Source organism: Lentzea alba (assembly GCF_047445655.1).
Lineage (GTDB): Bacteria > Actinomycetota > Actinomycetes > Mycobacteriales > Pseudonocardiaceae > Lentzea > Lentzea alba_A.
Genome location: NZ_JAJAEG010000006.1, coordinates 228,763 through 252,264, shown reverse-complemented (window position 1 = coordinate 252,264; position 23,502 = coordinate 228,763). Strand labels below are relative to the sequence as shown.

20 protein-coding genes and 1 pseudogene are annotated in these 23,502 nt (G+C 68.5%); 5 read left to right on the top strand and 16 right to left on the bottom strand.

Annotated elements, in window-relative coordinates:
• Positions 1-2: 2 nt before the first annotated feature.
• Positions 3-464 carry an SRPBCC family protein gene (locus LFM09_RS12150; protein WP_414096487.1) on the bottom strand — a complete coding sequence of 154 codons (462 nt, stop codon included), beginning with the start codon at positions 462-464 and terminating at the stop codon, positions 3-5.
• 150 nt (positions 465-614) lie between these two features.
• On the opposite strand from LFM09_RS12150, the gene LFM09_RS12145 reads away from it, so the two are divergent.
• Positions 615-1,976 carry an RNA-guided endonuclease InsQ/TnpB family protein gene (locus LFM09_RS12145; protein ID WP_414096486.1) on the top strand — a complete coding sequence of 454 codons (1,362 nt, stop codon included), beginning with the start codon at positions 615-617 and terminating at the stop codon, positions 1,974-1,976.
• Here the strand turns inward: LFM09_RS12145 and LFM09_RS12140 are convergent.
• The 6 genes and pseudogenes from LFM09_RS12140 to LFM09_RS12115 form a co-directional block, all read right to left on the bottom strand.
• A pseudogene (locus LFM09_RS12140) lies at positions 1,895-2,605 on the bottom strand (SDR family NAD(P)-dependent oxidoreductase); the annotation flags it as partial. The gene LFM09_RS12145 and the pseudogene LFM09_RS12140 sit on opposite strands and share 82 nt — an antisense overlap.
• Positions 2,605-3,756, bottom strand: a complete 1,152-nt coding sequence (locus LFM09_RS12135) for a sulfotransferase family protein (protein WP_414096485.1) — start codon at positions 3,754-3,756, stop codon at positions 2,605-2,607. The pseudogene LFM09_RS12140 and the gene LFM09_RS12135, both read right to left, overlap by 1 nt.
• A complete protein-coding gene (locus tag LFM09_RS12130; RefSeq protein WP_414096484.1) occupies positions 3,753-4,802 on the bottom strand; it encodes a DUF1214 domain-containing protein in 1,050 nt (349 codons plus the stop codon). The genes LFM09_RS12135 and LFM09_RS12130 overlap by 4 nt, the downstream gene beginning before the upstream one ends.
• A 60-nt stretch (positions 4,803-4,862) precedes the next feature.
• Entirely contained in the window at positions 4,863-6,629 is a 1,767-nt protein-coding gene (cysC, locus tag LFM09_RS12125) for an adenylyl-sulfate kinase (RefSeq protein ID WP_414096483.1), read from the bottom strand.
• A complete protein-coding gene (gene cysD, locus LFM09_RS12120; RefSeq protein WP_414096594.1) occupies positions 6,629-7,546 on the bottom strand; it encodes a sulfate adenylyltransferase subunit CysD in 918 nt (305 codons plus the stop codon). The genes cysC and cysD overlap by 1 nt, the downstream gene beginning before the upstream one ends.
• Positions 7,513-8,199 (bottom strand): 3'(2'),5'-bisphosphate nucleotidase CysQ, encoded by a 687-nt coding sequence (locus LFM09_RS12115; protein WP_414096482.1) that lies wholly within the window; start codon positions 8,197-8,199, stop codon positions 7,513-7,515. The genes cysD and LFM09_RS12115 overlap by 34 nt, the downstream gene beginning before the upstream one ends.
• 73 nt (positions 8,200-8,272) lie before the next feature.
• On the opposite strand from LFM09_RS12115, the gene LFM09_RS12110 reads away from it, so the two are divergent.
• Complete coding sequence (locus tag LFM09_RS12110) at positions 8,273-8,887, top strand: TetR/AcrR family transcriptional regulator (RefSeq protein ID WP_414096480.1); 615 nt, start codon at positions 8,273-8,275, stop codon at positions 8,885-8,887.
• Here LFM09_RS12110 and LFM09_RS12105 read toward each other — a convergent pair.
• From LFM09_RS12105 to LFM09_RS12085, 5 genes are all read right to left on the bottom strand, one after another.
• Positions 8,874-9,518: a hypothetical protein gene (locus LFM09_RS12105; protein ID WP_414096479.1), complete on the bottom strand. Its 645-nt coding sequence runs from the start codon at positions 9,516-9,518 to the stop codon at positions 8,874-8,876. The two genes, LFM09_RS12110 and LFM09_RS12105, sit on opposite strands and share 14 nt — an antisense overlap.
• Before the next feature lie 67 nt (positions 9,519-9,585).
• Positions 9,586-10,113: a cysteine dioxygenase gene (locus LFM09_RS12100; RefSeq protein WP_414096478.1), complete on the bottom strand. Its 528-nt coding sequence runs from the start codon at positions 10,111-10,113 to the stop codon at positions 9,586-9,588.
• Between the two features lie 11 nt (positions 10,114-10,124).
• A complete protein-coding gene (locus tag LFM09_RS12095; protein ID WP_414096477.1) occupies positions 10,125-11,114 on the bottom strand; it encodes a YeiH family protein in 990 nt (329 codons plus the stop codon).
• A 69-nt stretch (positions 11,115-11,183) separates the two neighbouring features.
• Positions 11,184-12,083, bottom strand: coding sequence for a LysR family transcriptional regulator (locus LFM09_RS12090; RefSeq protein WP_414096476.1), 900 nt, complete (start codon positions 12,081-12,083; stop codon positions 11,184-11,186).
• Positions 12,084-12,138: 55 nt separating this feature from the next.
• Positions 12,139-13,851: a S8 family peptidase gene (locus LFM09_RS12085; RefSeq protein ID WP_414096475.1), complete on the bottom strand. Its 1,713-nt coding sequence runs from the start codon at positions 13,849-13,851 to the stop codon at positions 12,139-12,141.
• Positions 13,852-14,067: 216 nt separating this feature from the next.
• On the opposite strand from LFM09_RS12085, the gene LFM09_RS12080 reads away from it, so the two are divergent.
• Complete coding sequence (locus LFM09_RS12080; protein ID WP_414096474.1) at positions 14,068-14,484, top strand: hypothetical protein; 417 nt, start codon at positions 14,068-14,070, stop codon at positions 14,482-14,484.
• Here LFM09_RS12080 and LFM09_RS12075 read toward each other — a convergent pair.
• Complete coding sequence (locus tag LFM09_RS12075; protein ID WP_414096473.1) at positions 14,481-14,966, bottom strand: MarR family winged helix-turn-helix transcriptional regulator; 486 nt, start codon at positions 14,964-14,966, stop codon at positions 14,481-14,483. The genes LFM09_RS12080 and LFM09_RS12075 overlap by 4 nt on opposite strands.
• Before the next feature lie 62 nt (positions 14,967-15,028).
• Between LFM09_RS12075 and LFM09_RS12070 the strand changes: the two genes are divergently transcribed.
• A complete protein-coding gene (locus LFM09_RS12070; protein ID WP_414096472.1) occupies positions 15,029-16,240 on the top strand; it encodes an amidohydrolase family protein in 1,212 nt (403 codons plus the stop codon).
• On the opposite strand, the gene LFM09_RS12065 is transcribed toward LFM09_RS12070, so the two are convergent.
• Positions 16,224-17,480 (bottom strand): hypothetical protein, encoded by a 1,257-nt coding sequence (locus LFM09_RS12065; RefSeq protein ID WP_414096471.1) that lies wholly within the window; start codon positions 17,478-17,480, stop codon positions 16,224-16,226. The two genes, LFM09_RS12070 and LFM09_RS12065, sit on opposite strands and share 17 nt — an antisense overlap.
• 98 nt (positions 17,481-17,578) lie before the next feature.
• Here LFM09_RS12065 and LFM09_RS12060 point away from each other — a divergent pair, with 98 nt between their 5' ends.
• A complete protein-coding gene (locus tag LFM09_RS12060; protein ID WP_414096470.1) occupies positions 17,579-21,040 on the top strand; it encodes a hypothetical protein in 3,462 nt (1,153 codons plus the stop codon).
• Here the strand turns inward: LFM09_RS12060 and LFM09_RS12055 are convergent.
• Both LFM09_RS12055 and LFM09_RS12050 read right to left on the bottom strand, forming a co-directional pair.
• Complete coding sequence (locus tag LFM09_RS12055) at positions 21,022-22,152, bottom strand: aromatic ring-hydroxylating oxygenase subunit alpha (protein ID WP_414096469.1); 1,131 nt, start codon at positions 22,150-22,152, stop codon at positions 21,022-21,024. The two genes, LFM09_RS12060 and LFM09_RS12055, sit on opposite strands and share 19 nt — an antisense overlap.
• 32 nt (positions 22,153-22,184) lie before the next feature.
• Positions 22,185-23,492 (bottom strand): cytochrome P450, encoded by a 1,308-nt coding sequence (locus LFM09_RS12050; RefSeq protein WP_414096468.1) that lies wholly within the window; start codon positions 23,490-23,492, stop codon positions 22,185-22,187.
• Positions 23,493-23,502: the final 10 nt, after the last annotated feature.

Sequence of the window (23,502 nt, the reverse complement as noted above, 5' to 3'; positions counted from 1 at the left end):
CTTCACTTCCTCGTCACCTCGGTGAGCGCGGCGACCCGGTCGCGCAGCGCGTGCGCGACCGAATCGAACCCGTTCTTGACGTAGGCGCCCTGAGCGGTGAACACGGCCTCGGCGTACTTGCCGGTGAACGTCTCGAACGTGCGGTAGCTGCACCGCCCGGCGTCGAGCGGCGTGATCACCTGGTCGCGCGTGCCGAGCAGACCCGGAAACGTGTCACCGGTGTCGTAACGCAGCAACCGCGGCGCGTTCACGACCCGGATGTACTCCCGGCTGACCCACGTGCCCTCGCTGCCGTCCGGCTTCGGCAGCGTGAGGTCGATGGGAGAGTCGACTGCCAACGTCGTGGAAACACTTACCGTGTAGGGATTCCACTGCGGATAGCTCGGATAGTCGAGCAGCACGCCCCACACGAACTCGGCAGGCGCGTCGATCTCGACGACAACAGACTCGATGAGATTGTTCATGCGAAGTCCTCTGTGGAAGGCCTGTACGGCAGCGTTGGTGGGAATTCGGAGGCCTGCGAAAGAGAAGCAAGTGTTTGGTCGTCGGATACGGCGACACCCACTGCACGTCCGCTTCTGCGGCTTGCTACTGTCTGAATGGTGACGGGGCACGTGAAGCGGGCGTTCAAGTACCGCTTCTATCCGACCGAGGTACAAGCAGCGGAACTGTTGCGCACGTTCGGATGCGTCCGCAAGGTGTACAACTTGGCGTTGCAGGCGCGTATCGAGGCGTGGACACAGCGCGGGGAACGGGTCGGCTACCAAGCCACGTCCGGGATGCTCACCGAGTGGAAACGCCATTCGGAACTGTCTTTCCTCTCGGAGGTGTCGAGTGTCCCGCTGCAACAGACGCTGCGGCATCTCCAGGCTGCGTTCACGAACTACTTCGCCAAGCGAGCCAAGCATCCCAGGTTCAAGTCCCGCAAGAAGTCGCATTCCTGCGCTGAGTACACGCGCTCGGCGTTCCGGTGGCGCGACGGCAACTTGACGCTGGCGAAGATGGCAGAACCGCTGGACATCCGATGGTCGCAAACACTGCCTGAGGGAGTGGTTCCGTCGACCGCGACCGTGTCGCAGGATGCGGCCGGGCGCTGGTTTGTGTCGCTGCTGTGTGAAGACCCAGGCCCTCGGCCTTTGCGCGTAGTGGACTCGGCAGTGGGTGTGGACGTCGGCCTCGATCACCTTTTGGTGCTCTCGACTGGGGAGAAGATCGCTAACCCCCGACACGAGCGTCGTGACCGGCGCGCGCTGGTCATGGCGCAGCGTGCCTTGTGCCGTAAGCAGAAGTGCAGCCGAAACCGAGAAAAGGCTCGCGTCAAGTTGGCTCGAGTCCATGTCCGCATCGGCGACCGGCGAGCGGACTTGCTGCACAAGATCACTACTCGGCTCGTGCGTGAGAACCAAACGCTCGTGATCGAGGACCTGGCCGTGTCGAACATGGTTGGCAACCGCAGCCTCGCCCGGGCGATCAGCGACGCAAGCTGGCGGCAGTTCCGGGAGATGCTTCAGTACAAGGCGGCCTGGTACGGGCGGAACGTGATCGTGGTCGATCGCTGGTTCCCGTCGTCCAAGCTGTGCTCGGTCTGTGGCGCGCTCGCGGCGGCCATGCAGCTGCACGTGCGCGAGTGGACCTGTGCATGCGGCGCGACCCACGATCGGGACGTGAATGCCGCACGCAACATTCTGGCCGCCGGGCTGGCGGTATCGGTCTGTGGAGCCGATGTAAGACCTCAACGGAACACTCCGGGCGGGCGGTTGGTGACGAAGCAGAAACCCCTGTGGCGTGAGCCGCAGGAATCTCCTCGTTCACGAGGAGGAGGAAGTCAAGCCGGCATGTACTCCCCACCGTTGACGTCCAGCACCGCGCCCGTCACCTCAGAAGCAAGACGGGACAACAGGAACAACACCGCACCGGCGCACGCCTCGTCGGCCGGGATCCGGCCGAGCGGGTTGCGCGCGGCGATCTCGTCGTAGACGTCCTGCTCGGTCACGCCACGACCGTCCGCGGTCATCTTCAGGAAGAACCGCACACCGGGGCCGTCCAGCCAGCCCATGATCGCCTGGTTCGCCCGGATGCCGTGCTGGCCGAGCTCCAGGGCCAGGAACTGGGTCGCGGTCGCCATCGACGCCTTCGCCACCGCGTAACCGGCCTCGCCGCGCATCGGCTTGCGCGTGGTCATCGTGCCGATGTTGACGATCGAGCCGCCGCCAGCCGCCTTCATGTGCGGCACCACCTCGCGGGTCACGTTCAACGCGCCGTACAGGATGATGTCCATCGACCGGCGGATCGCCTTCTCCGGCGTGTCCAGCAGGTCGAAGAAACCGGGGTGCCCGAAAGCCGAGTTGACCAGCCCGGTGATCTTGCCGAACCGGTCGACCGCGGTCGAGACCAGCAACGCCACGTCCTCGGGCTTGCGCACATCACACTGCACGCCGACAGCTTCGCCACCTAGATCGGCGACGTCCTTCTCGACCTGCTTCATCACGTCGGCGGACCGTGCGGCCATCACCACGCGAGCGCCCTCGGCGGCGGCGCGGACGGCCAGCTTCGAGCCGAGGCCCGGTCCGACGCCGGTGATCACCACGACCTCGTCCTGGAGCATCACAGGTACACCTCCGAGTAGAAGTCGAAGTCGCGCTTCAGCTGGTCTTCGGACATCCCGAAGTCCGTCGGGGCATAGGAATGCGAACCGTGCCGTTCGGTGCGGTTCTGCTCCAGGTAGGCCTCGAACGCCCGGTCGTCGGCGGCACCCGCGGGCAGGTCCAGCGCGTCGAGCACCTGCCGGGCGACCTCCAGCGGCTTGCTGACGGTGTCCGCGAACCGCACGTCCACGAACCGGTCCGGACGTGCCTCACGAGAAGCAGCGAAGTCCTGAAGTGTCGAAGCGAACCGGCGCGACCAGTACTGTCCAATCCGGACCGGATCGACGCTTTCGCTGTACTGCGAGGACATCGCACGCACCATCGAGGCGTAGGACGGCACGGCGTTCACGGGCGAGCGGTGCGTCATGACGATCTTGCAACCGTCGAACGTGTCCAGCACGGTGTCGACCGCGGTCAGGTGGTGCGGAGACTTGAGTACCCACGGGCGGCCGGCCCGCGAAGGGTTCTGCCACTGCAACACCTGCAGCCACTCGCGCAGCTCGCGGTACGCCGGACGTTGGTCGGCCGAGCGCAGCCAGTCGCCGTACGTCGGCACCCAGTAGAACGAGTCGTAGCTCATCGACACGAACGTCCGGTCGAGCAGGATCACGTCCTCCTCCGGCCCGTCCCACACGACCGTGTGCAGGTCGCCGAAGTCGGGGGAGAGCTGCGCGAACACCTGCATCCGTTCCTGTGCACGACGTTTGCGCAGCTCGGCGTCCGGTCCCTCCTCGGGGAACGGGATCGGGTACGCGACCTCCCACGACAGCGTCGAGGTGACCTGCGGGGAAGCGGAAAGCAGCCGGTGCAGCAGTGTTGAACCGGTGCGCGGCAGACCGCAGATCTCCGCCGCGACCCGCACCTCGACGTCGAGCACGGAAGGGTTCTTGCGCTGCAGTTCGCGCAACCGCAGCCGGTCGGACAGCAGCGCTGTCAGCCGGTGCTTGGTCAGCTCGAAACCCAGGGGTGACAACGAGGCCTCGGTGTTCAGACTCGTCACCAGCACGTCCAGCGGCTCGCGGAACCAGTCGTCGCCGAAGTCGGAGAGCCCGGTCTTCACACAGGCCTTCTCCACCAGCTCGGAGACGTTCAACTCGGTCGTCACCGTCATCGAAGTTCCTCCAACGAGACCACGCGACACTTCGGGATCGGGTGTTCGCTCGCGCCGAGCCAGCGCAGCAACGCGGTGCCGGAGCTGTGCCCGCAGGTGTCGATCCAGTTCCCGACACCGGGATCACGCGAAGCCACCACGATCGTCAGGCGGCCGTCCTCAAGCCGGGCGGTGTGCTTGTTCAGCGTCATCTGCCGGTGGTGGTCGAGCGACTCCATCCACCAGTTGTCCAGCTGGAAGTTCCAGTACGGGCAGTCCGGCACGTCGGTCTCGATCACCCACGCCTCATCGGGCCGCAGCTCCCAGTACCCGTGCAGGTAGAAGATCTCCGGATCACCACCGGCGCGTTGGAACATCTCCTGACCGAAGTCGGGGAGCTCGTTGGGGCGCTTCATGAACGTCCGGGTCCAGTGTGCGAACGTCGCCGCGGTGCCGTGCACGGACAACGCCGCCCGCTGCAGCGCCTTGACCAAGAACTCCGGCGTGAGCTCGGCAGGCGTGGCCGGACCGTCGATCTGCTCGATGTGCCACGAACCGGGAACCTCGGCCGCCCGGTCGAGATAGGTCTGACGCACCACCAGACCCGTCGAGTCCGGAGCCAGTGGCAACCAGTTCGTGCCTTGCCGGCGAGCGCTCGCGATGATCTCCACCGTGCCGTCCGGCGCGATCGTCAGGTCGGCGTCGGTCAGCTCGCCGGTCGACGCCATCGTGCCGTCCTTGGCGTACCGGTTGGCCTTGGACCCGATGCTGAAGTACGAGATCGTGCCGCGCGTCCCGGTGATCCGGTAGGTCCGGTCGCCTCGGATGTTCGCCGACAGGTAGACGTTGTCGGGGTTGTCCGCGCCGATCTTCACCAGATCGAGCTCGTGGAACCGCGGGAAGTCGGGATCGGCGTTGTCCAGGCAGGAGTACAGCATCTCGCGGGTGAGCCGGGCCAGGTACCGGTAGCCCTCCGCGCGGTCCAGCGGGGTGTCCGGGCCCGACAGCACCACCTCGCCGGCATTCTCCAACGCCTGGCAGAACCGCGACCACGCCTGATCCGGCACCGGGTGACCTCCCGAATTTAGAACGTGTTCTAGCTGAACATACCCGATTCTGGACAACGTTCAACAGACGCCGAGCGTGCGCAGTTTCGCCACCACGACCTCGGCCGCGGCCTCCGGGCTGAGCGCCGTGGTGTCCAGCCGGACCTCGGGGTTCTCCGGTGGTTCGTAGGGCGAGTCGATGCCGGTGAAGTTCGCCAGCTCACCCCGGCGGGCCTTGCGGTACAGGCCCTTCGGATCGCGCTGCTCGGCGACGGCGAGCGGGGTGTCGACGAAGACTTCGCAGAACTCGTTCTCCTCGACGAGCTCCCTGGCCAGGGCGCGCTCGGCCCGGAACGGCGAGATGAACGAGACCAGCACGATCAGCCCGGCGTCGACCATCAGCGCGGCGACCTCGGCGATGCGCCGGATGTTCTCGACCCGGTCCGCGTCGGTGAACCCGAGGTCGGAGTTCAGCCCGTGCCGGACGTTGTCGCCGTCCAGCAGGAACGTGTGACGCCCTTCCGCGTGCAGCGCCTTCTCGACCAGGTCGGCGATGGTCGACTTGCCGGCACCGGACAGGCCGGTCAGCCACACCACGCAGGGCCGGTGGCCGTTGCGCCCGGCCCGCGCCTGCTTGTCCACGGTCAGGTGCTGCCAGCGCACGTCCGTCGAGCCGAGCGCGAAGTCGATCATCCCGGCGCCGACCGTGGCGTTCGTCAACCGGTCGAGCACCACGAACGAGCCCAGATCCCGGCTCGTGCGGTAGCTCTCGAACGCCACGGGTGCGTCGAAGTGCACCTCGGCGACGCCGATCTCGTTGAGCTGCAACGCCTTCGTGGCGGAGAACCCGAGTGTGCGGGCACCGATCTTGGCCAGGTAGTGGCGGCCGGGCAGCAGGCCGGTCTCGTTCAACCACACCAGGTGCGCCTGGAACGTGTCGGCCGTTCCCGGCGGATCCGCGGCGGCGGCCAGCACGTCACCACGGCTCGCGTCCACGTCGTCGGCGAGCACCACCGTGACCGACGATCCCGTTGGTGCCTCGGGCAGGTCGCCGTCCATCGTGACGATCCGGTCCACAGTGGAGGTTCGCTCGCCGACGCGGACCTCGTCGCCCTGGCGCAGGGTCCCGCGCAGCACCCGCCCGGAGAACCCGCGGAACGTCGCGTCCGGCCGGTTGACCCACTGCACGAGGAACCGCGACGGCCCGTCCGCCGCCGTCGGGATCTCGACCGACTCCAGCCACTGCAGCAGGGTCTTGCCGTCGTACCACGGGGTCAGCTCGCTGTGACCGACCACGTTGACGCCCTCGGTCGCGGCCATCGGCACGCACACGATCTCATCGAAGTCGTTCTCCCGCGCGAACTCGGCGCTGACCCGCTCGAAGACCTCCTGCGAGTACCCGACGAGATCGAGCTTGTTCACCGCCAGGGCGACGTGCCGGATCCCCAGCAGCGACACGATGTGCGCGTGCCGGCGGGTCTGGGAGAGCACGCCTTTGCGCGCGTCGATCAGGATGACTGCGGCGTCGGCGGTGGACGCGCCGGTCACCATGTTGCGGGTGTACTGCTCGTGACCAGGGGTGTCCGCGACGATGAACCGCCTCGCCTCGGTGGCGAAGAACCGGTGCGCGACATCGATGGTGATGCCCTGCTCCCGTTCCGCGGCCAGCCCGTCCACCAGCAGTGCGAAGTCCAGCTCACCGCCACGGGTGCCGACGCGCCGCGAGTCGGCCTCCAAAGCGGCCAGGTGGTCGGCGTACAGCAGTTTCGACTCGTACAGCAGCCGCCCGATCAGCGTGCTCTTGCCGTCGTCCACGCTGCCGCAGGTGATGAACCGCAGAAGCTCCATCAGAAGTATCCCTCCCGCTTCTTGCGCTCCATCGACCCGCTCTGGTCGTGGTCGATCAGCCGGCCCTGTCGCTCGGACGTGGTCGCGGCTCGCATCTCCTCGACGATCTCCGCGACCGTCCGCGCCTCGCTGCGCACCGCGCCGGTCAGCGGGTAGCAGCCCAGCGTGCGGAACCGGACGAGCTCGTTGCGCGGTTCGGACGTCAAAGGCATCCGGTCGTCGTCGACCATGATCAGCAGGCCGTCGCGGTCGACGACCGGCCGCTGCGCCGCGAAGTACAGCGGCACCACGGGAATCCGCTCGCGTTCGACGTACCGCCACACGTCGAGCTCGGTCCAGTTCGACAGCGGGAACACCCGGATGCTCTCGCCCGGTGCGACCCGTGTGTTGTAGAGCCGCCACAGTTCCGGACGTTGGTTCTTCGGATCCCACTGATGTTGGGCGGTGCGGAACGAGAACACTCTTTCCTTGGCGCGAGAGGCTTCCTCGTCCCGCCGCGCACCTCCGAACGCGACGTCGAACCGGTGCTTGTCCAGTGCCTGCCGCAGTCCCTGGGTCTTCCACAGGTCGGTGTGCCGCGCCGAACCGTGGTCGAACGGGTTGATGCCGAGCGCCACGCAGTCCGGGTTGCGGTGCACGATCAGCTCCAAGCCGAGGTCGGCGGCGACCTGGTCCCGGAACGCGATCATCTCGCGGAACTTCCACGTGGTGTCCACGTGCAGCAACGGAAACGGTGGCTTGGACGGGTAGAAAGCCTTGCGCGCCAGGTGGAGCAACACCGAGCTGTCCTTGCCGATCGAGTACAGCAGCACCGGTCGTTCGCTCTCCGCCACGGCCTCGCGGAAGATGTCGATGCTGTCGGCTTCCAGCCGATCGAGGTGGTTCACGCGAGCACCTCCGCGAGTTCTGGGCGGCAGATCAGCAGGTCGGGCAGCCAGGGATCACGCTGGTTGTAGGCGAGTGGCCTGCCGTCGACGCGTGAGGCGTGCAACCCGGCCGCGCGGGCCACGAACACCGGGGCGGCTGAGTCCCATTCGTGCATGCCGCCCGCGTGCAGGTAGGCGTCGGCCTCACCGCGCACCACCGCCATCGCCTTGGCTCCCGCGCTGCCCATCGGCACCAGCAGGCCACCCAGCGCGTCGGCGACCCGCTGGGCGAACGCCGGTGGGCGGGTGCGGCTGACGACGATCCTGGGCCGGTCGCCGGGAGGTTGCGGGGGACCGGTTCTGTGCGCGGGCAACACGACCGCTCCCGCCGTGAGCTCGCCTCGTTCCCGCTCTTGTCGTTCCCACAGGGCCACGTGCACGGCCCAGTCGGTCCGCCCCGGCTCGGCGTACTCGCGGCTGCCGTCGAGCGGGTCGATGATCCACACCCGTGAGGCGGTGAGCCGGCTGAGGTCGTCCGGCGCTTCCTCGGACAGCACCGCGTCGTCCGGCCGGTGCTCTTTCAGTTGTGCCGCGATGAAGTCCTGTGCGATCCGATCGCCGTCGCCGTGACCTCGGACGCGCACGAGCAGTCGACCGGTCTCGGTGGCCAACCGCCTGGCTAACTCACTGTCGGTCTCCGCCATGGACCGACTGTAGCGAGCAAACCGAACAACGTTCAATATGCTTTTGAACGTTGTTCAAAGTAGGCTGTGCGACGTGAGCACCGAGCAGACGGCGTGGGGAGACGCGGAGGGCAGGCGGCGCGACATCCTGTCGTCGGCGGAGTTGATCGTGGAGCAGCAGGGCTACGCGGGCCTGACCATGCGCGCGATCGCGGTGGGTGCGGGCGTCAGCTCCGGCACCGTGTACCAGTACTTCTCCGGCAAGGAGGACGTCTTCGCGGCGTTGATGGAACGGCGCCTGGACGAGCTGCAGCGCACGCTCGCTCAGGTCGACCGCGGCCTCGGCATCGCGGGTGTGCTGCGCGAGATCGAGCCGCAGATCACCGAGCTGTGGCGGCGGTTCGGGCGTTCGGCGGCGCAGTGGGAGGCCAAGGTGCTCTCCGGTGGCCGCCGGGGCAAGGAGGTCGACGGGTCCGCGCAGGACTACCGCAAGACGATCAAGGCCCTCGCGAAGGCGTTGCGCGAGACCGCGGACGAGTGCGGTCAGACGTTGATCGACGACCCGGCACTGCCGCACTGGGTGTGGGACTCGTTGATCGGCCTGGCGGACGACCTGCTGCTCCAGGGCGCGCGCACCAACCGGGTCAAGCCCGCGCACCTGATCGCGTTCGCCACGGCCGCGATCGAACGGGGCGTCATCGACCGGTGACGAGCGAGTCCAGCGTCGCGCCTCCGTGCTCACCGCAGTGGCGGCGGGAGGCGTCGAGCGTGGCCGGCTTCTCGGCTTCTTCAGGCTTGCCGACCTGGCCGAACAGCCCTCGCAGCAGTTCCAGCTGGGCGTCCAACCCGGCCCGCAGGAAGTCGCCGCAGGTCGAGCGGACGGTCAGCCGGTTGTCGTTCGTGTCCAGGTCTGACGGTCCGAAGGCGAAGAGCAGCGCGACGACGAGCAGCAGCCCGAACGCGGCGATGCCGAAGCCCGACCCGCTCTGCTTGGGCCGCAGCCACGCCTCCGCCTGTTCGGTGAACGGCTCGACCGGGGTGATCGTGGTGTCGACCCAGAACTCGAAGCTGTCGTTGTTGACCACGTCGAACTGGACGTGACCTGCGGCGATGAGAATGCGCGTGACCTCGACGCGCGGGTAGCGCCCCGCCCAGAACGGTTCGGGTCGCACCAGCACGAGCCGGTCCGGCAACAGGAACACCACGTCGCGCTCGCCACGAGCCAGCCGTTCGGTCTGGCCCGGCTGTGCCACCACGCCGGCGAGCCACGCCCGCACCTCCGTGCGCTCGTCCTCCTGGAGGGCCTCCGCGGCGATCGACCACAGGTCCGGTAGTTCCACGCTGGTGCTATCGCTGCGGCTGGGGACCTGGGTTAGCCGTCTTTGCTGATGTTCGGCCGAATGGCGTTCAGAAAGTGACCTTCAGGTCGTACCGGCGCCGGATGCTCGTGCCCAGGACCCCGATGTCGGCGCCGTAGACGTGGATCGAGATCGACACGGAGTCCGAACTGTTGCAGACCTTGTGGATGTCTCCCGGCGGCACCAGGTACGACGCGACGCCTTCTGGAGTCCGGTTGATCCGCAACGGGATCAGCCGCTCGCCCGCGAGCCGGTAGGTGGTCTCTTCTTCTTCGCCGACGTACGTGCCGACAACGCACCACGACACGTGGTCGTGGATGCACGTCTCCTGGCCGGGCAGCCAGACCAGTGCGACGACCGAGAAGCTGCCGTCGGGTTCGACGTGCAGGACGTGCTGGCGGTAGTGGTTCGGGTCGGGTTCGCGGTGTTCCGGGTCCAGCAGCGTCGGGTCGGCGAGGTGGCGGGTCAACGCCCTGGTGACGCGCGCCGCGACGGCGTGGTCGTCGCCTCCAGCGGTCACGGCGGAGCGGATGCCGTCGACGAGAACCGCGGCGGTGGGTGAGAGCAGGCGTGGCATTGGTGCCTCCTTCACATGATCAACAAGGCTCCGGTCAGCGCCACCGCGGCGATCACGACGGTGGAGAGCAGACCCAGCGCGAGCGCGGGCAGTCCGGAGCGGACGAGTGAGCGCAGGCGGACGGCGGTGCCGAGCGCGAACATGCCGGCCGCCAGCAGCAGGTTGTCGACGAACGTGGCGGCGGAAAGCACCACGTCAGGAAGCAGATCGGTGGCCCGGACCGCTGCCGCGGCCAGGAAGCCGACGACGAACAACGGCACGATCGGCGGCCGCGTGCCGGTGAACCGGCGGCGTTCGGCGATGCTCACCGCGGCGAGCATCGGAGCGAGCAGCACGACCCTGGTCAGCTTCACCGCGACCGCGATGGCGAGCGCACCCGCGACCGGTCCGGCGGCGGCGACCACCTGGGCCACCTCGTGCACGCTGCCGCCCGCCCACACCCCGTATCCGGCGGGATCCAGGCCGGTCAACGGGTACAGCGCGGGCAGGCTGAACATGGCCACGGTGCCGAAGAGCGTGACCAGGCCGAGTGCCCTGGCGACGTCCTCCTCGTCCTGCTCACGCACGCCGTTCATCGCGGCGATGGCCGACGCGCCACAGATCGAGAACCCGGTCGCGATCAGCAACGACAGTCCTTCGCTCACCCCGAGCACCCGGCCGAGCCACCGCGTGACCACGAACGTCACGGTGACCGCCACGACCGCCAGCGCCAGCACCTCGTAGCCGAGTGCCAGCACGTCGCGGATGACCAGCTTGAGCCCGAGCAGCACGATGCCGATGCGCAGCAGGCGGCGTCCGGCGAGCTTGATCCCGGGGGTGAACGACGCGGGGAGGTGCACGACGTTGGCCACGACGGCGCCGAGCAGCACCGCCACGGTCAGCGCGCTGACAGAGGGCAGCATCCAGGCGGCGATCATCGCGACGGCGACCCCGCCGGCGACCACGGTCAGGCCGGGTACCGGTGAGTCGGTCGCGCGCGGCGTTGTCCGGATGCTGCCCATATGAGCAACCATCGCTTCTGCGACCTATGCGCAGAAGACGCCGATCTCTTGGGGACGTATAAGGCAGCGTTATAGGACCTTGGCCGCAGCCGTGACCAGCGCGTCCACGGTGGCCCGCACGATCGGCAGCCGGATCAGGTCGGGCCACGTGTAGAGGGCGGTGTTGCGCTGCGCGAACGAGTCGATGCTGACCGTGGTCAGACCGGGGTGCCGCAGGAACGACAGCACGAGTCCCGGCACGAGCGCGATGCCCAGCCCGGCGCTGACGAGGCTCTGGATGGCCAGGTTGTCGTCGGTGGAGCAGGTGATGTCGGGCGTGAACCCGGCTTCGGTGCAGGCCTGGTCCAGCGCGTGCCGGCAGCGCGGGCAGCCGGCGATCCAGCGTTCGTCCGCGGTCTCTTTGAGTGACACGCGCTCGTGGCCCGCGAGCCGATGGCCGGTGGGCACGAGCAAGGCGAGCGGTTCGTGCAGCAGCGGGACCCGCAGCATGCCGGCGGCCTCGTCGAGCGGCTCGTCCTCGTAGCTGAAGCTGATCAGCAGGTCCACCGCGCCGCGCCGGAGCAGGGCGAACGAGTCGGGCGGCTCCTCCTCGACCAGTTCGAGGCGCAGGTGGGGCCGTTCCTTGGCCAGGATCGCGGCCGCCGCCGGCACGAGCGAGACGGTGGCGCTGGGGAACGCGCAGATGCGGATGGTGCCGATGTCGTGCGTCGCGATCGCGCTGATCTGCTGGTGGGTCGCGGCCAGCTCGTCCAGCAACGCCGTACCGCGCTCGGCGAGGATGCGGCCGGCCTCGGTGAGGGTCAGGCCGCGGCCGGTGCGCACGAACAGCGGGCCGCCGACCTGCCGTTCCAGTGCCCGCATCTGCTGGCTGATCGCCGGCTGGGTGCAGTGCAGCTCGCGTGCGGCCGCGCTGAACGAGCCGGTCCTGGCGACGGTCGCGAACACCTCTAGCTGGCGGGTATCTAGCACTTCCGCACCATAAGCCTGATCGGCCGCCCAGGGCGGGCGGCCGATCAGGGGGTTTCTAGAAGGTCAGCTTCCAGGAGTTGATGAAGCCGACATCAGCGCTGGCCACGTCCTGCACGCGCAGCTTCCAGACGCCGTTGGCGACCTCGCTGGAGGCGTTGACCGTGAAGGTCTGCACGATGTTGTCCGCGCTGCCGCCGGAGCGGTTGCTCAGCGAGTACACCGTGCCGTCCGGCGCGATCAGGTCGACGACCAGGTCACCGCGGTAGGGGTGCTGGATGTCGACGCCGACCTTGAGCGTGGCCGGGGCGTTGCCCGTGACGCCGGAGACCGTGATCGAGCTGGTCACGGCCGCGCCGTTGTCGGGGATGCTGACGTCGGCGGTGTTCTCGAACGACGTGCCGGGCGTGCCGGTGTCGACCGCCGCGAGCGCGTCCACGCGGCCCTCGCCGAAGAAGTTGTTCTTGGCGGTGGTGCCGCTGCACCGGCTGTCGGTGCACGCCAGGTCGTCGGCCTGGGTCGCGAGGAGCTGGCGCAGCTGGGCCGGGGTGGCCGTCGGGTTGGCCGACTTCAGCAGTGCCGCGACGCCCGCGACGTGCGGGGAGGCCATCGACGTTCCGGACTTGGAGCCGTACCGGCCGCCGGGCACCGTCGAGTAGACGCTGTCACCGGGCGCCGCGATGTGGACCTTGTCGGTGCCGTAGTTGGAGAACGACGACTTGCCGTTGCCCGAGGTGATCGACGAGACGGTCACGACGCCGGAGACCTCGGTCGGGACGCTCAGGCAAGCGTTGGTGATGTTGCGCTGCACCGGCGTGGAGTCGTTGGGGCTCGTGGTGTCGCGGGTCTTGTTCGCGAGGTTGTAGTTCTCGTTGCCCGCCGCGGCCACGTTCAGCACGCCCTTGCCCTCGGCGTAGGCCACCGCGCGCTTCACACCCTCCAGAATGGCGTCCTGGTCGGCGTTGTCCGGGCAGTTGAACAGCCACGGGTCGGTGTAGTAGCTGTTGTTGGTCACCGCGAACCCCTGGTCACCCGAGAAGACCAAGGCGCAGATGGTGTTCTCCGCGAAGAACAGCCCGCTCGGCTTCTCCGCGATGCGCACCGAGGCGATCTTCACGCCGGGCGCCACGCCCACCATGCCGCGCTCGTTCTTCTTCGCCGCGATCGTGCCGGCGACGTGCGTGCCGTGGGTGTCGGTGTCCCGCCACGACCCAGCGCGCGTGTCGAGCTTGCCGTAGGCGCACGACGCGGACTTGCTCGCGAGGAAGTTCTCCTTGAGGTCGTCGTGCAGGTCGTCGACCCCGGTGTCGAGCACACCGACCGTGACGCTCGGCGAACCCTGGTTGATCGCCCACGCCTTGTCGGCGCCGATCTGCGTCATGTCCGTGCGCAACGGCTCGGACGTCGCCGGCGTCGCCTGGGAGGGCGCGGCGGGAATCGGCGGGTTGGCCGCCTCGGCCGGGATGTCCGACGTGCGGGTTGCGCCCACCTTCTGCACACCGCTGACGGTGCGCATCTTGCTCGCGAAGTCGGTGGTGTTGGCGTGCGCAACGATGACGCCGATCGCGTCGTAGCTGCTGAACACCGTGCCGCCGTTGGTGCCGATGGCCTCCTTGGCGCCCGCCGTGCCGTTCGGCGCCGTGATGACCAGATATGACCGCGTACCCGCGAGTGGTGCCGCGGCGGCGGGGGTGGCCGCCGTCAGAACACCAGCGCCCACGGCCGCGGCGATGACCGCGGTGCGCAGACGTGATCGTGAACCCAGGAACACGATTCCTCCAACTCCCTAGCGGGCGATGCCCACGCTCATTGCGCGGGTGCAGGGGCCCGTTACGGCTGATAGAGGAGGTCGGGACGGATTCGGGACGCGCCGTTTCGGAAATGCTCCGTTCGGTTCACGCCGAACGTCGCACGTCAGGCGTGGTGCTGCTGGGTCTGCCCCAAATGACGTTCTGCGGACGTTTGGGCCTGAGTAGAACCGGCTGACATGAGCCTTGTACTTGCTTCGGCCTTGTTGTTCGCGGCTGCCTCGCCGTGCGCGGACGAGGTGGTGATCAGAAGCGCCGCCGTGGACTCGGTGATCGAGGCCGCCGACCACCTTCGTCAGGTCGCGCCGTCAGGGTCTGCGGCCCAGCGCTGGGTTCGCACGACCTCTGGCGGGCTGCGCAACGTCCACACCGGACAGTGCATGTCCGGGAGTGGGAACTACGTGCTGCTGCGGGATTGCAGCGCTTCGGATCCTTCGCAGCGCTGGAAGTTCCTGCCGGTGGCCGGTGGCGTGATGCTGACGACCGAGGCCGCCGCCGAGGGTGCGGTGCTCGCCGGCAGCCGGTCGGTGCCGAACTCGATCTACGGCCTGTTCGAGCCCACCGCCGGCGACCCGATCTACCGCTGGATCATCTAGGACAGGTGCTTGAACAGCTCGCGCAGTGCGGCCGTGGCGTTGTCGAGGACTTCGGCCGGGACCGCCTTGAACACCTGGTCGTGGGCCTGGGAGTTCGCGATCACGACCTCTTCGGCGATCTCCTTGCCGGTCGCGGTGAGGCGCACGTAGGTGCTGCGGCCGTCGGACTGGTCGGGCTCGCGTTCGACCAGTCCCCGGCTCACCAGGCGGTTCACCACGTTGCTGGTGCCGCCGGTCGACAGCAGCAGTGAGCGGCTGAGCTCGTTCGCCTTGAGCCGGAAGGGCTTTCCGGCGCGGCGCAGGGCGGCCAGCACGTCGAAGTCCGCGCCGGTGAGGTCGAACCGGGTCACGGTGGCGCGGGTGGCCTCGCCCAGCAGGGCCGAGAGCATCATCGCGCGCTTGCCGAGTTCCGAGCTGGCGACCAGGGCCTCCGGGAGCTCCGTCCGCCACATCGCCAGCACTTCTTCCACCCGATCCGTCACAGGTCAGAGCCTATTGCACGTCGTGATAGCTTTTAAGAAAGCTTTCGCGTGAGGGGGATCTGATGGACTTCGTGCTGCGCAACGCCCTGGTGATCGACACGGATCCGGTCGTCGTCCGGCCCGGTACCGACGTGCTGGTGTCGGACGGCCGGATCACCGCGGTGGGCAAGGATCTGGTCGTCGACCGCGTGATCGACTGCACGGACCGGATCGTGCTGCCGGGTTTCGTCGACACGCACCGGCACCTGTGGCAGGTGTTGCTGCGTTCGTTCACCGCGGACATGTCGCTGGGGGAGTACCTGGAGAAGCTGCTGCGGCCCGTACAGCCCGTGCTCACACCCGAGCACCTGCGGATCGGCAACCTCGCCGGCGCGCTGGAGTGCCTGGCGTCCGGGATCACGACGGTGCAGGACTTCTCGCACTCGCCGTCCTTCGCGTACGCCGAGGCCGGGGTGGAAGGACTGCGCTCATCGGGAGTGCGGGCGCAGTTCGGCTACGGGCAGCCTCTAACACGGTCCTCTGTGGACGACGTCAGGCGTGCTGCGGGGCTGGCCGGTGGGTTGATCGACGTTGTGCTGGCCGCGCCGGGGCCGTCGTTCGGCGGGATGGCCGAGGTCGAGGAGGACTGGGCACTGGCCCGCTCACTGGGGCAACGGGTCGTGACGCACATCGGCGGAGACGCGAACTCGATCTCGGCCCTGCGCGACCGCGGCCTGCTCGACGCGAACATGACGTTCGTGCACGGCAACGGCCTCTCCGACGACGAGCTGAAGCTGATCGCGGAGGCCGGTGCGGGGGTGTCGATCGCACCCGCGTTGGAGGCGCGGATGGGTCACGGGGCGCCGATGGTGCGCCGGACGCGATCGCTCGGAGTGCTCACGGGTCTGGCCTCGGACACCGTGGCGGCGGTGGCCGGGGACATGTTCTCGACCATGCGCGCCACGTTGCTGACGGCTCAGTTCAGCGAGGGCGTGCACGTCACTCCCGCCGACGTGCTGCGGATGGCGACGATCGAGGGTGCGGCGGCGCTCGGGATGGCAGACCGGGTGGGGTCGCTCGGCGTGGGCAAGCATGCGGATCTGGTGGTGCTGCGGGCTGACGACATCAACCTCGTCGGCACGGCCGACCCCGTCGCGGCAGTGGTGACGGCGGCGCATCCCGGGAACGTCGAGCGGGTGTTCGTGGGTGGCGTTGAGGCCGGGCGGCAGGACGTGGCGGCCGCTGTGAAGGAAGCGGCCGCCAGTCTCGTGAACGCGCTCAGCCCATTGTGTTGAGCGGCACGCCGAACACGACGCGTTTGTCGATCTGCGTGCCGGACCCGTTGAAAGCGTGCTCGGTGGCGGTCCACACCAGACCGCTGCCGTGCTCGTAGTAAAGGTCCTCCCCGCCGACGGCCCAGCTGTAGGTGGTCATGGCAGCACCCACGCCACCAGAGAACATGAAGCTGTGCTTGTCGGCGGAACTCCGGCCGAGGTAGTAGCGGCCGTTCCACGTCTGCACGCCCTGGACGTTGGTCTTCGGGATGGTGACCGCGGTGCGCGGCACGGCCTTGCCGCCGGACAACGTCAGCTTCCGGGTCGAAGCGTCGACCGGGTAGTGCACGACGCGGCCGCCCTCGACGGCGGGGTCGGTGCTGCGGCCGTCGCGGTACTCGCCGACGACCAGGGTGTCCGGGGCCGTGCTGCGGTCCAGGGCGAGCGAGGAGAAGCACAACGCGTTGGCCTGCGGGAGGCACGGCGACGCGGGCACGATCGACTGCTTGTAGGAAGCGACCTGCGGCAGCACATAGCGGTAGCCGTAGGCGTAGTAGGAGCCGCCGGACAACCCCATGACGTCGTCGCGCGCGGTTGAGACTTCGAGGATGCGTTCCATGTCGAACACCCGGATGCCGCGCGAGGTGTCGGCCATGTAGAGGTAGCGGCCGAGCCACGCCATGCCGCCCGCGTGGATCGGGACCGGCTTGAAGTTGGTGTTGCTCGTCGGTTCGGCGAGCAGGACGTGGCGGTACTTGCCGGTGTTGCGGTCGACGAACGAGATCCGCACGCCGTGGCTCTCGTGCGTGCCGGCCTTGCCCTTGTCGTGGTACCAGGCGACCAGCAGCACGCGGTCCGAGCCCCAGAGCTCGTCGTCGTCCGCGTCGGACGAGCCGCTGACGCCCTGCGGAACCCAGTACGACACCAGGCTGTCGCCGTCGTCCCAGCAGAACCTGGCGCTGCTGCGCAGGATCTTGTCCGCGGGGAGCGGGATGTCCGTGCGGTCGTAGTACTCCGGCTGGGCCTGCTTGCGGCTTTCGGAGCACGAGTTGGTGCTGCGGTTGGCGGCATTGAGCACCTCCGACACCGGGCGACGAGTGCCCAGTTCGGTCGTCAGAGCAGCGGCTCGAGCGTCGAGCGACCAGTCCGCGGTGAGCGAGAACGCGCTGCCGTCGCGCTCGGTGATCTGGTCCGGTGCCGCGAGCGCGGGTGTTGATGTCAACGAAACGGCCGCCAGCAAGGGCAACCAAAAGCGTCGCATGTCGATCTCCTCTGTTTGGAGAGGTTCTTAATCGGCCGCGAGTTGTCCAGCAGCCCCGATCAGCACTGGACAATCAACGGCCCTGGCGGGAGGACCCGATGGGAAGGCCGGAACGCAAGATCGACCCCGAGACCGGCCCGGTGGCGCGGTTCGCGTGGGAGCTGCGGCAGTTGCGGGAGAAGGCCGGCTCGCCGAGCTACCGGGAGTTGTCCAGACGCGCGCATTTCGGCACGACCGCGTTGTCGGAGGCGGCCGGTGGGACGCAGTTCCCCTCGCTGGAGGTGACGCTCGGATACGTGCGGGCGTGCGAGGGCGACCTCGACGCGTGGACCGAGTACTGGCGTGAGGTGGCGGAAGGACTCGAAGCCCCCGGCTGGGACGAGCACATCGCGCCGTACCTGGGACTCGCGGCGTTCCAGGCCGAGGACGCGGAACGGTTCCACGGCCGGGAGGCGTTGGTCGCAGACCTGGTGGCCAAGCTGGAGAACAACCGGTTCCTCGGGGTTTTCGGGCCGTCGGGGTGCGGCAAGTCGTCGCTGCTGCGCGCGGGACTGGTGCCTGCGATGGCGGTCAAAACGGTCGTGTTGACGCCCACCGAGCACCCGCTCGTGGAGCTGCGTCGGGCCGGCCCAGCGGAACTGATCGTCGTCGACCAGTTCGAGGAGATCTTCACGCTGTGCCGGGACGACAACGAACGGGACGAGTTCATCGCCGCTCTGCTGAAGTCGGAAGCGCGAGTGGTCGTGGGGGGACGAGTCGACTTCCTCGGCCGGTGCGCGGCGATACCGGCTCTCGTGGAGGCGTTGCGCGACGCCCAAGTGCTGGTCGGACCCATGAACCTGGACGAGCTGCGCCGGGCGATCGAGCTGCCGGCGGCGGGGTTGTCGCTGGAACCCGCGATGGTGACCGCCGCGCTCACCGACACCCATGGCAGACCCGGCGCGTTGCCGCTGCTCTCCCACGCCTTGCTGGAGACGTGGCGGCGACGCGAGAACGGAACGTTGACGCTCAAGGCATATCGGGACGCCGGTGGGGTGAGCGGCGCGATCGCGGCCACCGCCGAGGACGTCTACACCACACTGGACTCCGCCGGCCAAGTCGCGATGCGAGGAGTGTTGCTGCGCCTGGTCTCCAGCGAGGACGACCTGGTCGACGTGCGGCGCCGCGCCCCGCTGGACGAGGTCCTCGACGCCGGTGATCCTGCTGATACGGCAGCCGCGGTCGACGCGTTGACGACGGCGCGGCTGGTCGTGGTGACCGAGGGCGGGGTCGAGCTGGCCCACGAGGCGATGATCGAGGCGTGGCCCCGGTTGCGCGGCTGGATCGACGAGAACCGCGAACACCTGCGCCGGCACCGCGATCTCACCGCCGCGGCGCAGGCGTGGGTCTGCTTGGACCGCGATCCCGGTTCGCTGTACCGGGGTGTGCGGCTGGCCACGGCACGCGCGATCGCGGAGGCACCTGACTGGCCGGTGCTGTCCACCGAGCTCGAGCGCGAGTTCCTGGGCGCCAGCTCGGCCTTGGAGAACACCGAGCTGGCAACGGCAAAACGGCACACGCGCCGGTTGCGCACGTTGGTCCGGACACTCGCCGTGCTGCTGGTCGTGACCGTGACCGTGGCGGTCGCCGCAGCCGTCCAACGCAGAGCAGCGGTCGCTGAACAGCACATCGCCCAGTCACGTCAGCTCGCCCTGCAGGCGCAGGACCTGAGCGAGTCGTGGCCGGACGCGGCGAAAGCCCTTGCCGTGTCGGCCTATCGGACCGCCCCGACGTCGGAGGCGTTGGGCGCGTTGCTCAGCACCGCCGCCTACAAGCCCGCGCGCACCGTGTTCAAGGACCATCGCGGTCCGGTGCGGGCGGTGGCCTTGAGCAGCAACGGAATGCTCGCCTCAGCCGGTGACGACAGGTCGGTGCTGGTCCGCGACTCCGGGGCTCCTGTCGCACTCACCGGACATCAGGCACCGGTCCACGCACTCGCGTTCCACCCCGACGCTCCTGTCGTGGCCTCCGGATCCGACGACGGCCAGATCATCGTGTGGAACCTGAACAACCGCACACCTCAGCAACAGATCTCCTTGCCACACGGCCGGATCAACGGCCTGGAGTTCAGCGCCGACGGCCGCCTGCTCGCGTCGGCTTCGAACGACGGCACCGCGGTGCTGTGGGAACGCTCGGACGCGGGCTGGCGTGAGTCGGCGCGGATCCCGCACGATCTGGGCTCTTTGAACGGCATCACGCTGAGCGGCGATCTCGTCGGATTGGCAGGGGAGAAGGGCGCGCAGATCCACAACCGGCAGACGGGTGCCGCCCGGACCTACCGCGACCACGACAGCGCCGTTCGCACGATCGCGCTCAGCGGCACCTCGATCGCCACCGGCGGCGCGGACAGCCAGGTCGTGCTGCGCGCAGGTGACGGAGAACCCCGGTTCCTGCGCCGCCACACCGCCGGCCTGCGTTCGGTCCGCTTCACACCCGACGGCGGCAAGCTCATGTCCGCGAGCGACGACGGCAGCATCCGCTGGTGGTCCGCGACCGGCGGCTGGCTGACGGGTCTGATCGGCAGGACCGGGGCGTTCTTCGCGGCGGCCCTGAGCCCGGACGGCAGCCGCATCGCCGCGGGCGGCGACGACAGCGTCAGCCTGTGGCCAGTGGCTCTACCGCCCTTCACCGGACACGCCGTCCCGCCGTTCTCCGTCGCGATGACTGCCGACGGCACCGTCGCGACCGGCGGCGCCGACCGTACGATCATGGTGTGGGGTCAGGACGGCGTGCGGCGCCACGTCCTCACAACGCCCGCCGCCGTGAAGTCTGTGCTCTTCCACCCCGACGGCACGCTGTTGTCCGCGGGGGAGGACGGCCAGGTCACCGTGTGGGACATCGCCGCACGCCGAGCACTGCGCACGTTCGCGGGACACCAGGGCCCGGTCACCGGACTTTCGTTGACCAGCAAGGGAGATCTAGCGGCCTCCGGTGGCGCGGACCGCACGATCCGGCTCTTCGATCCCCGCTCCGACGCCCCGGCACGCGTCCTCCCCGCCGCCCACACCGCCGAGGTCGACGCGCTGCAGTTCAGCCCGGACGGCCACCTGCTCGCGTCCGGCGGCGAGGACGGTCGCCTGGTCCTGTGGGACGTCGAACACGACCGCAGCCTCGCCGTGCTGAGCGAACGCAACACAGCGTTGCGCGACATCGCTTTCACCCCCGACGGCACCACGCTGATCACCGGCGACGCGACCGGCACGATCACCCTCTGGGACGTCGCGCGCCGCCGCGAGATCGGGGTGCTACCCGGTCAGCGCGGAGCCGTGCGCGAGATCGCGGTCAACGGAAACGTCCTCGCCGTGGCCGGCAGCGACACGGCGATCACGTTGTGGGACATCGCTTCCCGCACTCAGATCGCCTCTCTCACCGGGCACACCGGCCCCGCCAACGCCCTCGCGATCGACGGCACGCGGCTCGTCTCCGCCGGCGCCGACCCGCGCGTCATCCTGTGGGATCTCGCCCCGGACTCCGTCGCCGCGCACGTGGTCGACCCGGTAGCTCAGCACTCCTCGCGGTAGGCGTCGAGGAGCAGTCCGTGGAAGTGGTGCACCCCGTGTTCGGACAGGCCTGATCCCTGCGGGTCGTAGACGATCCGGCCCTGGTCGAACGCGGGGGTGCGCATTCCCCGCTGCACGCTTTCGACGATGCCGATGTCCTGCTGCTGCAACACTTCGTCGATGTACCGGACCCCGTCCTGTTCCGAGGCGGTGAGTTCGGTCGTCTCGAAGTAGAAGTCCCAGGTCTCCTTCGTCCGTTCCGGGCCGTCCGGCAGGATCTGCAACACCATGAAGTTGTCGCGGCCGGGGTAGCGCAGCAGGCAGGTGTTGGGCCACAACCACCACACCGCGTGCTGGTTGACCGTCGCGCCGGACACGTCGTACGCCGAGTTCTCGTGCTTGCCGGCCTCGGCGAAGTGGCTCGACCAGATGCCGTGCGTCTTCACGTCGTACGTGCCCATGTCGACCAGGTCGACGAACTCCGGGTGTGCGATGTGGCAGTGGTAGCACTCCAGGAAGTTGTCGACGACGTTCTTCCAGTTGGAGTTGAGCTCGTACGTGAGCCGTTTGGCGTGCGTCAGGTTCGCGACGTTCGGGGCCCAGAAGTCGATCTCCGCCTTGAGGTCTGGTGCCTGTTCGGCGAGAGGTTTCGCGGTGGCGTCGAGGTTGACGTAGACGAACCCGCAGAACTCCTCGACCTGCACCTGGTCCAGGCAGATCTCGTTCTTGTCGAAGGTTTCCATGCGGTCAGCGCGGCGTGCGGCTTTCAGCGAGCCGTTCAGGTCGTACGTCCACGCGTGGTACGGGCACACGATGTTGCGCGTCGTGCCCGCGCCGCTGAGGAGTTCGTGCGCGCGGTGCTTGCAGACGTTGTAGAACGCCCGGAGCGTGCCTTCCCGGTCGCGGACGATCGCGATCGGCATCCCGGCCACGGTCGCGGCGACGTAGTTGCCGGGTTCGCGGAGCTGCTCGACGTGGCAGATCCATTGCCACGTACGGGAAAAGACCGTCTTCAGCTCGTAGGAGTGCCACTGAGGCTCGACGTACGCCTCGGCGCGCAACGACATCGAGCGCGCGGGATCCTCGTGGTAGCCGGAAGAGATGCGATGTACGTCCGCCGCCGTGACACCCATCCGTCAGAACCTAGAGATGTTTGAACGATCGTTCAATAGAGCTGGGTGGGGAGGCGTTCGAAGCCGCGCAGGATGCGGGTCGGGCGGCGTCGCGCACCGGGCAACGCCCGCAGGTCGGGGAACCGTTCGAAGATCGAGCGCAGGCCGATCTCGCCCTCCATGCGGGCCAGCTGGGCGCCCAGGCAGTAGTGGCGGCCGGCGCCGAACGACACGTGGTCGCGGGCGTTGGGGCGGGTCACGTCGAACGCGGCGGGGTTATCGAAGACGGACGGGTCGCGGTTGGCCGCGGCGAGCACGGCGGTGACGAACTGGCCGCGCCGCACGGGAACGCCGGCGATAGTGGTGTCGGCAAAACACATCCGGCCCGTCATCAGCACCGGCGGGTCGTAACGCAGCACCTCGTCGACGGCGTTGGCCCACAGGTCGGGTCGCGAGCGCAGGACTTCGAGTTGCGACGAGTGCTGGGTGAGCAGGGCGATTCCGTTGCCGAGGAGGTTGACGGTGGTTTCGAAGCCCGCGGCCAGGACCAGGCCCGCGGTGGCTTTGAGCTCGCGTTCGGTGAGGCCCTCGCCGTCCTCGCGGGCGGTGATCAGGCGGCTCAGCAGGTTGTCGCCGGGGTTGGCGCGCAGGGCGTCGAGGTGCTGGGTCAGCCAGGTGTCGAAGCTGCTCAGAGTGGACTCGACGCTGCGGAAGACGCGCCACGACAGGCCCATGTCGAGGCTGGGGGCGGCGGCCGCGCCCAGGGCCAGGACCTTCGCGCGTTCCGAGTGCGGGACGCCGAGGATCTCGCTGATCACGGTGACCGGGAGCAGGCCGCAGTAGGTCTCGATGAGATCGACCGGGTTGGTGGGGTCGAGGCTGTCCAGCAACGAGTCGGCGATCGACTGGGTGCGGGCGCGCAGCTGTTCCACGGCGCGGGCGGTGAAGACGCGGGTGACCAGCTTGCGGTAGCGGGTGTGCTGCGGGGGTTCGACGACCAGCAGCGACGGTGGCTGCACGGGGTGCGTGATGTCCGTGGCGGACCACGCGGCCAGCCGGCCCAGGATGCCGGCGCCGTAGCGGGGGCGGGTCGTCACGAGGGCGTCGCTGGTGAGGATCTCGCGCACGCTCGCGTGCCGGGCCGTGGTGTGGCCGACCTTGGTGGCGGCCAACGGGCCTCGCGCGCGGATCTCGTTGAACAGATCGGTGAGGTCGGCGCCGCTGGAGGCTTCGACGGTGATGCGACCCTGCAGGTCGCCGCGGCGGGCTGCCAGGCGCAGCACCGCCCGTGGCAGGGCGTGGCCGATGCTCCATCGCACTGCCGGCTTGACGTGCTCCTCGGTCAAACTTGAGGTACTCATCGGTTTCGTA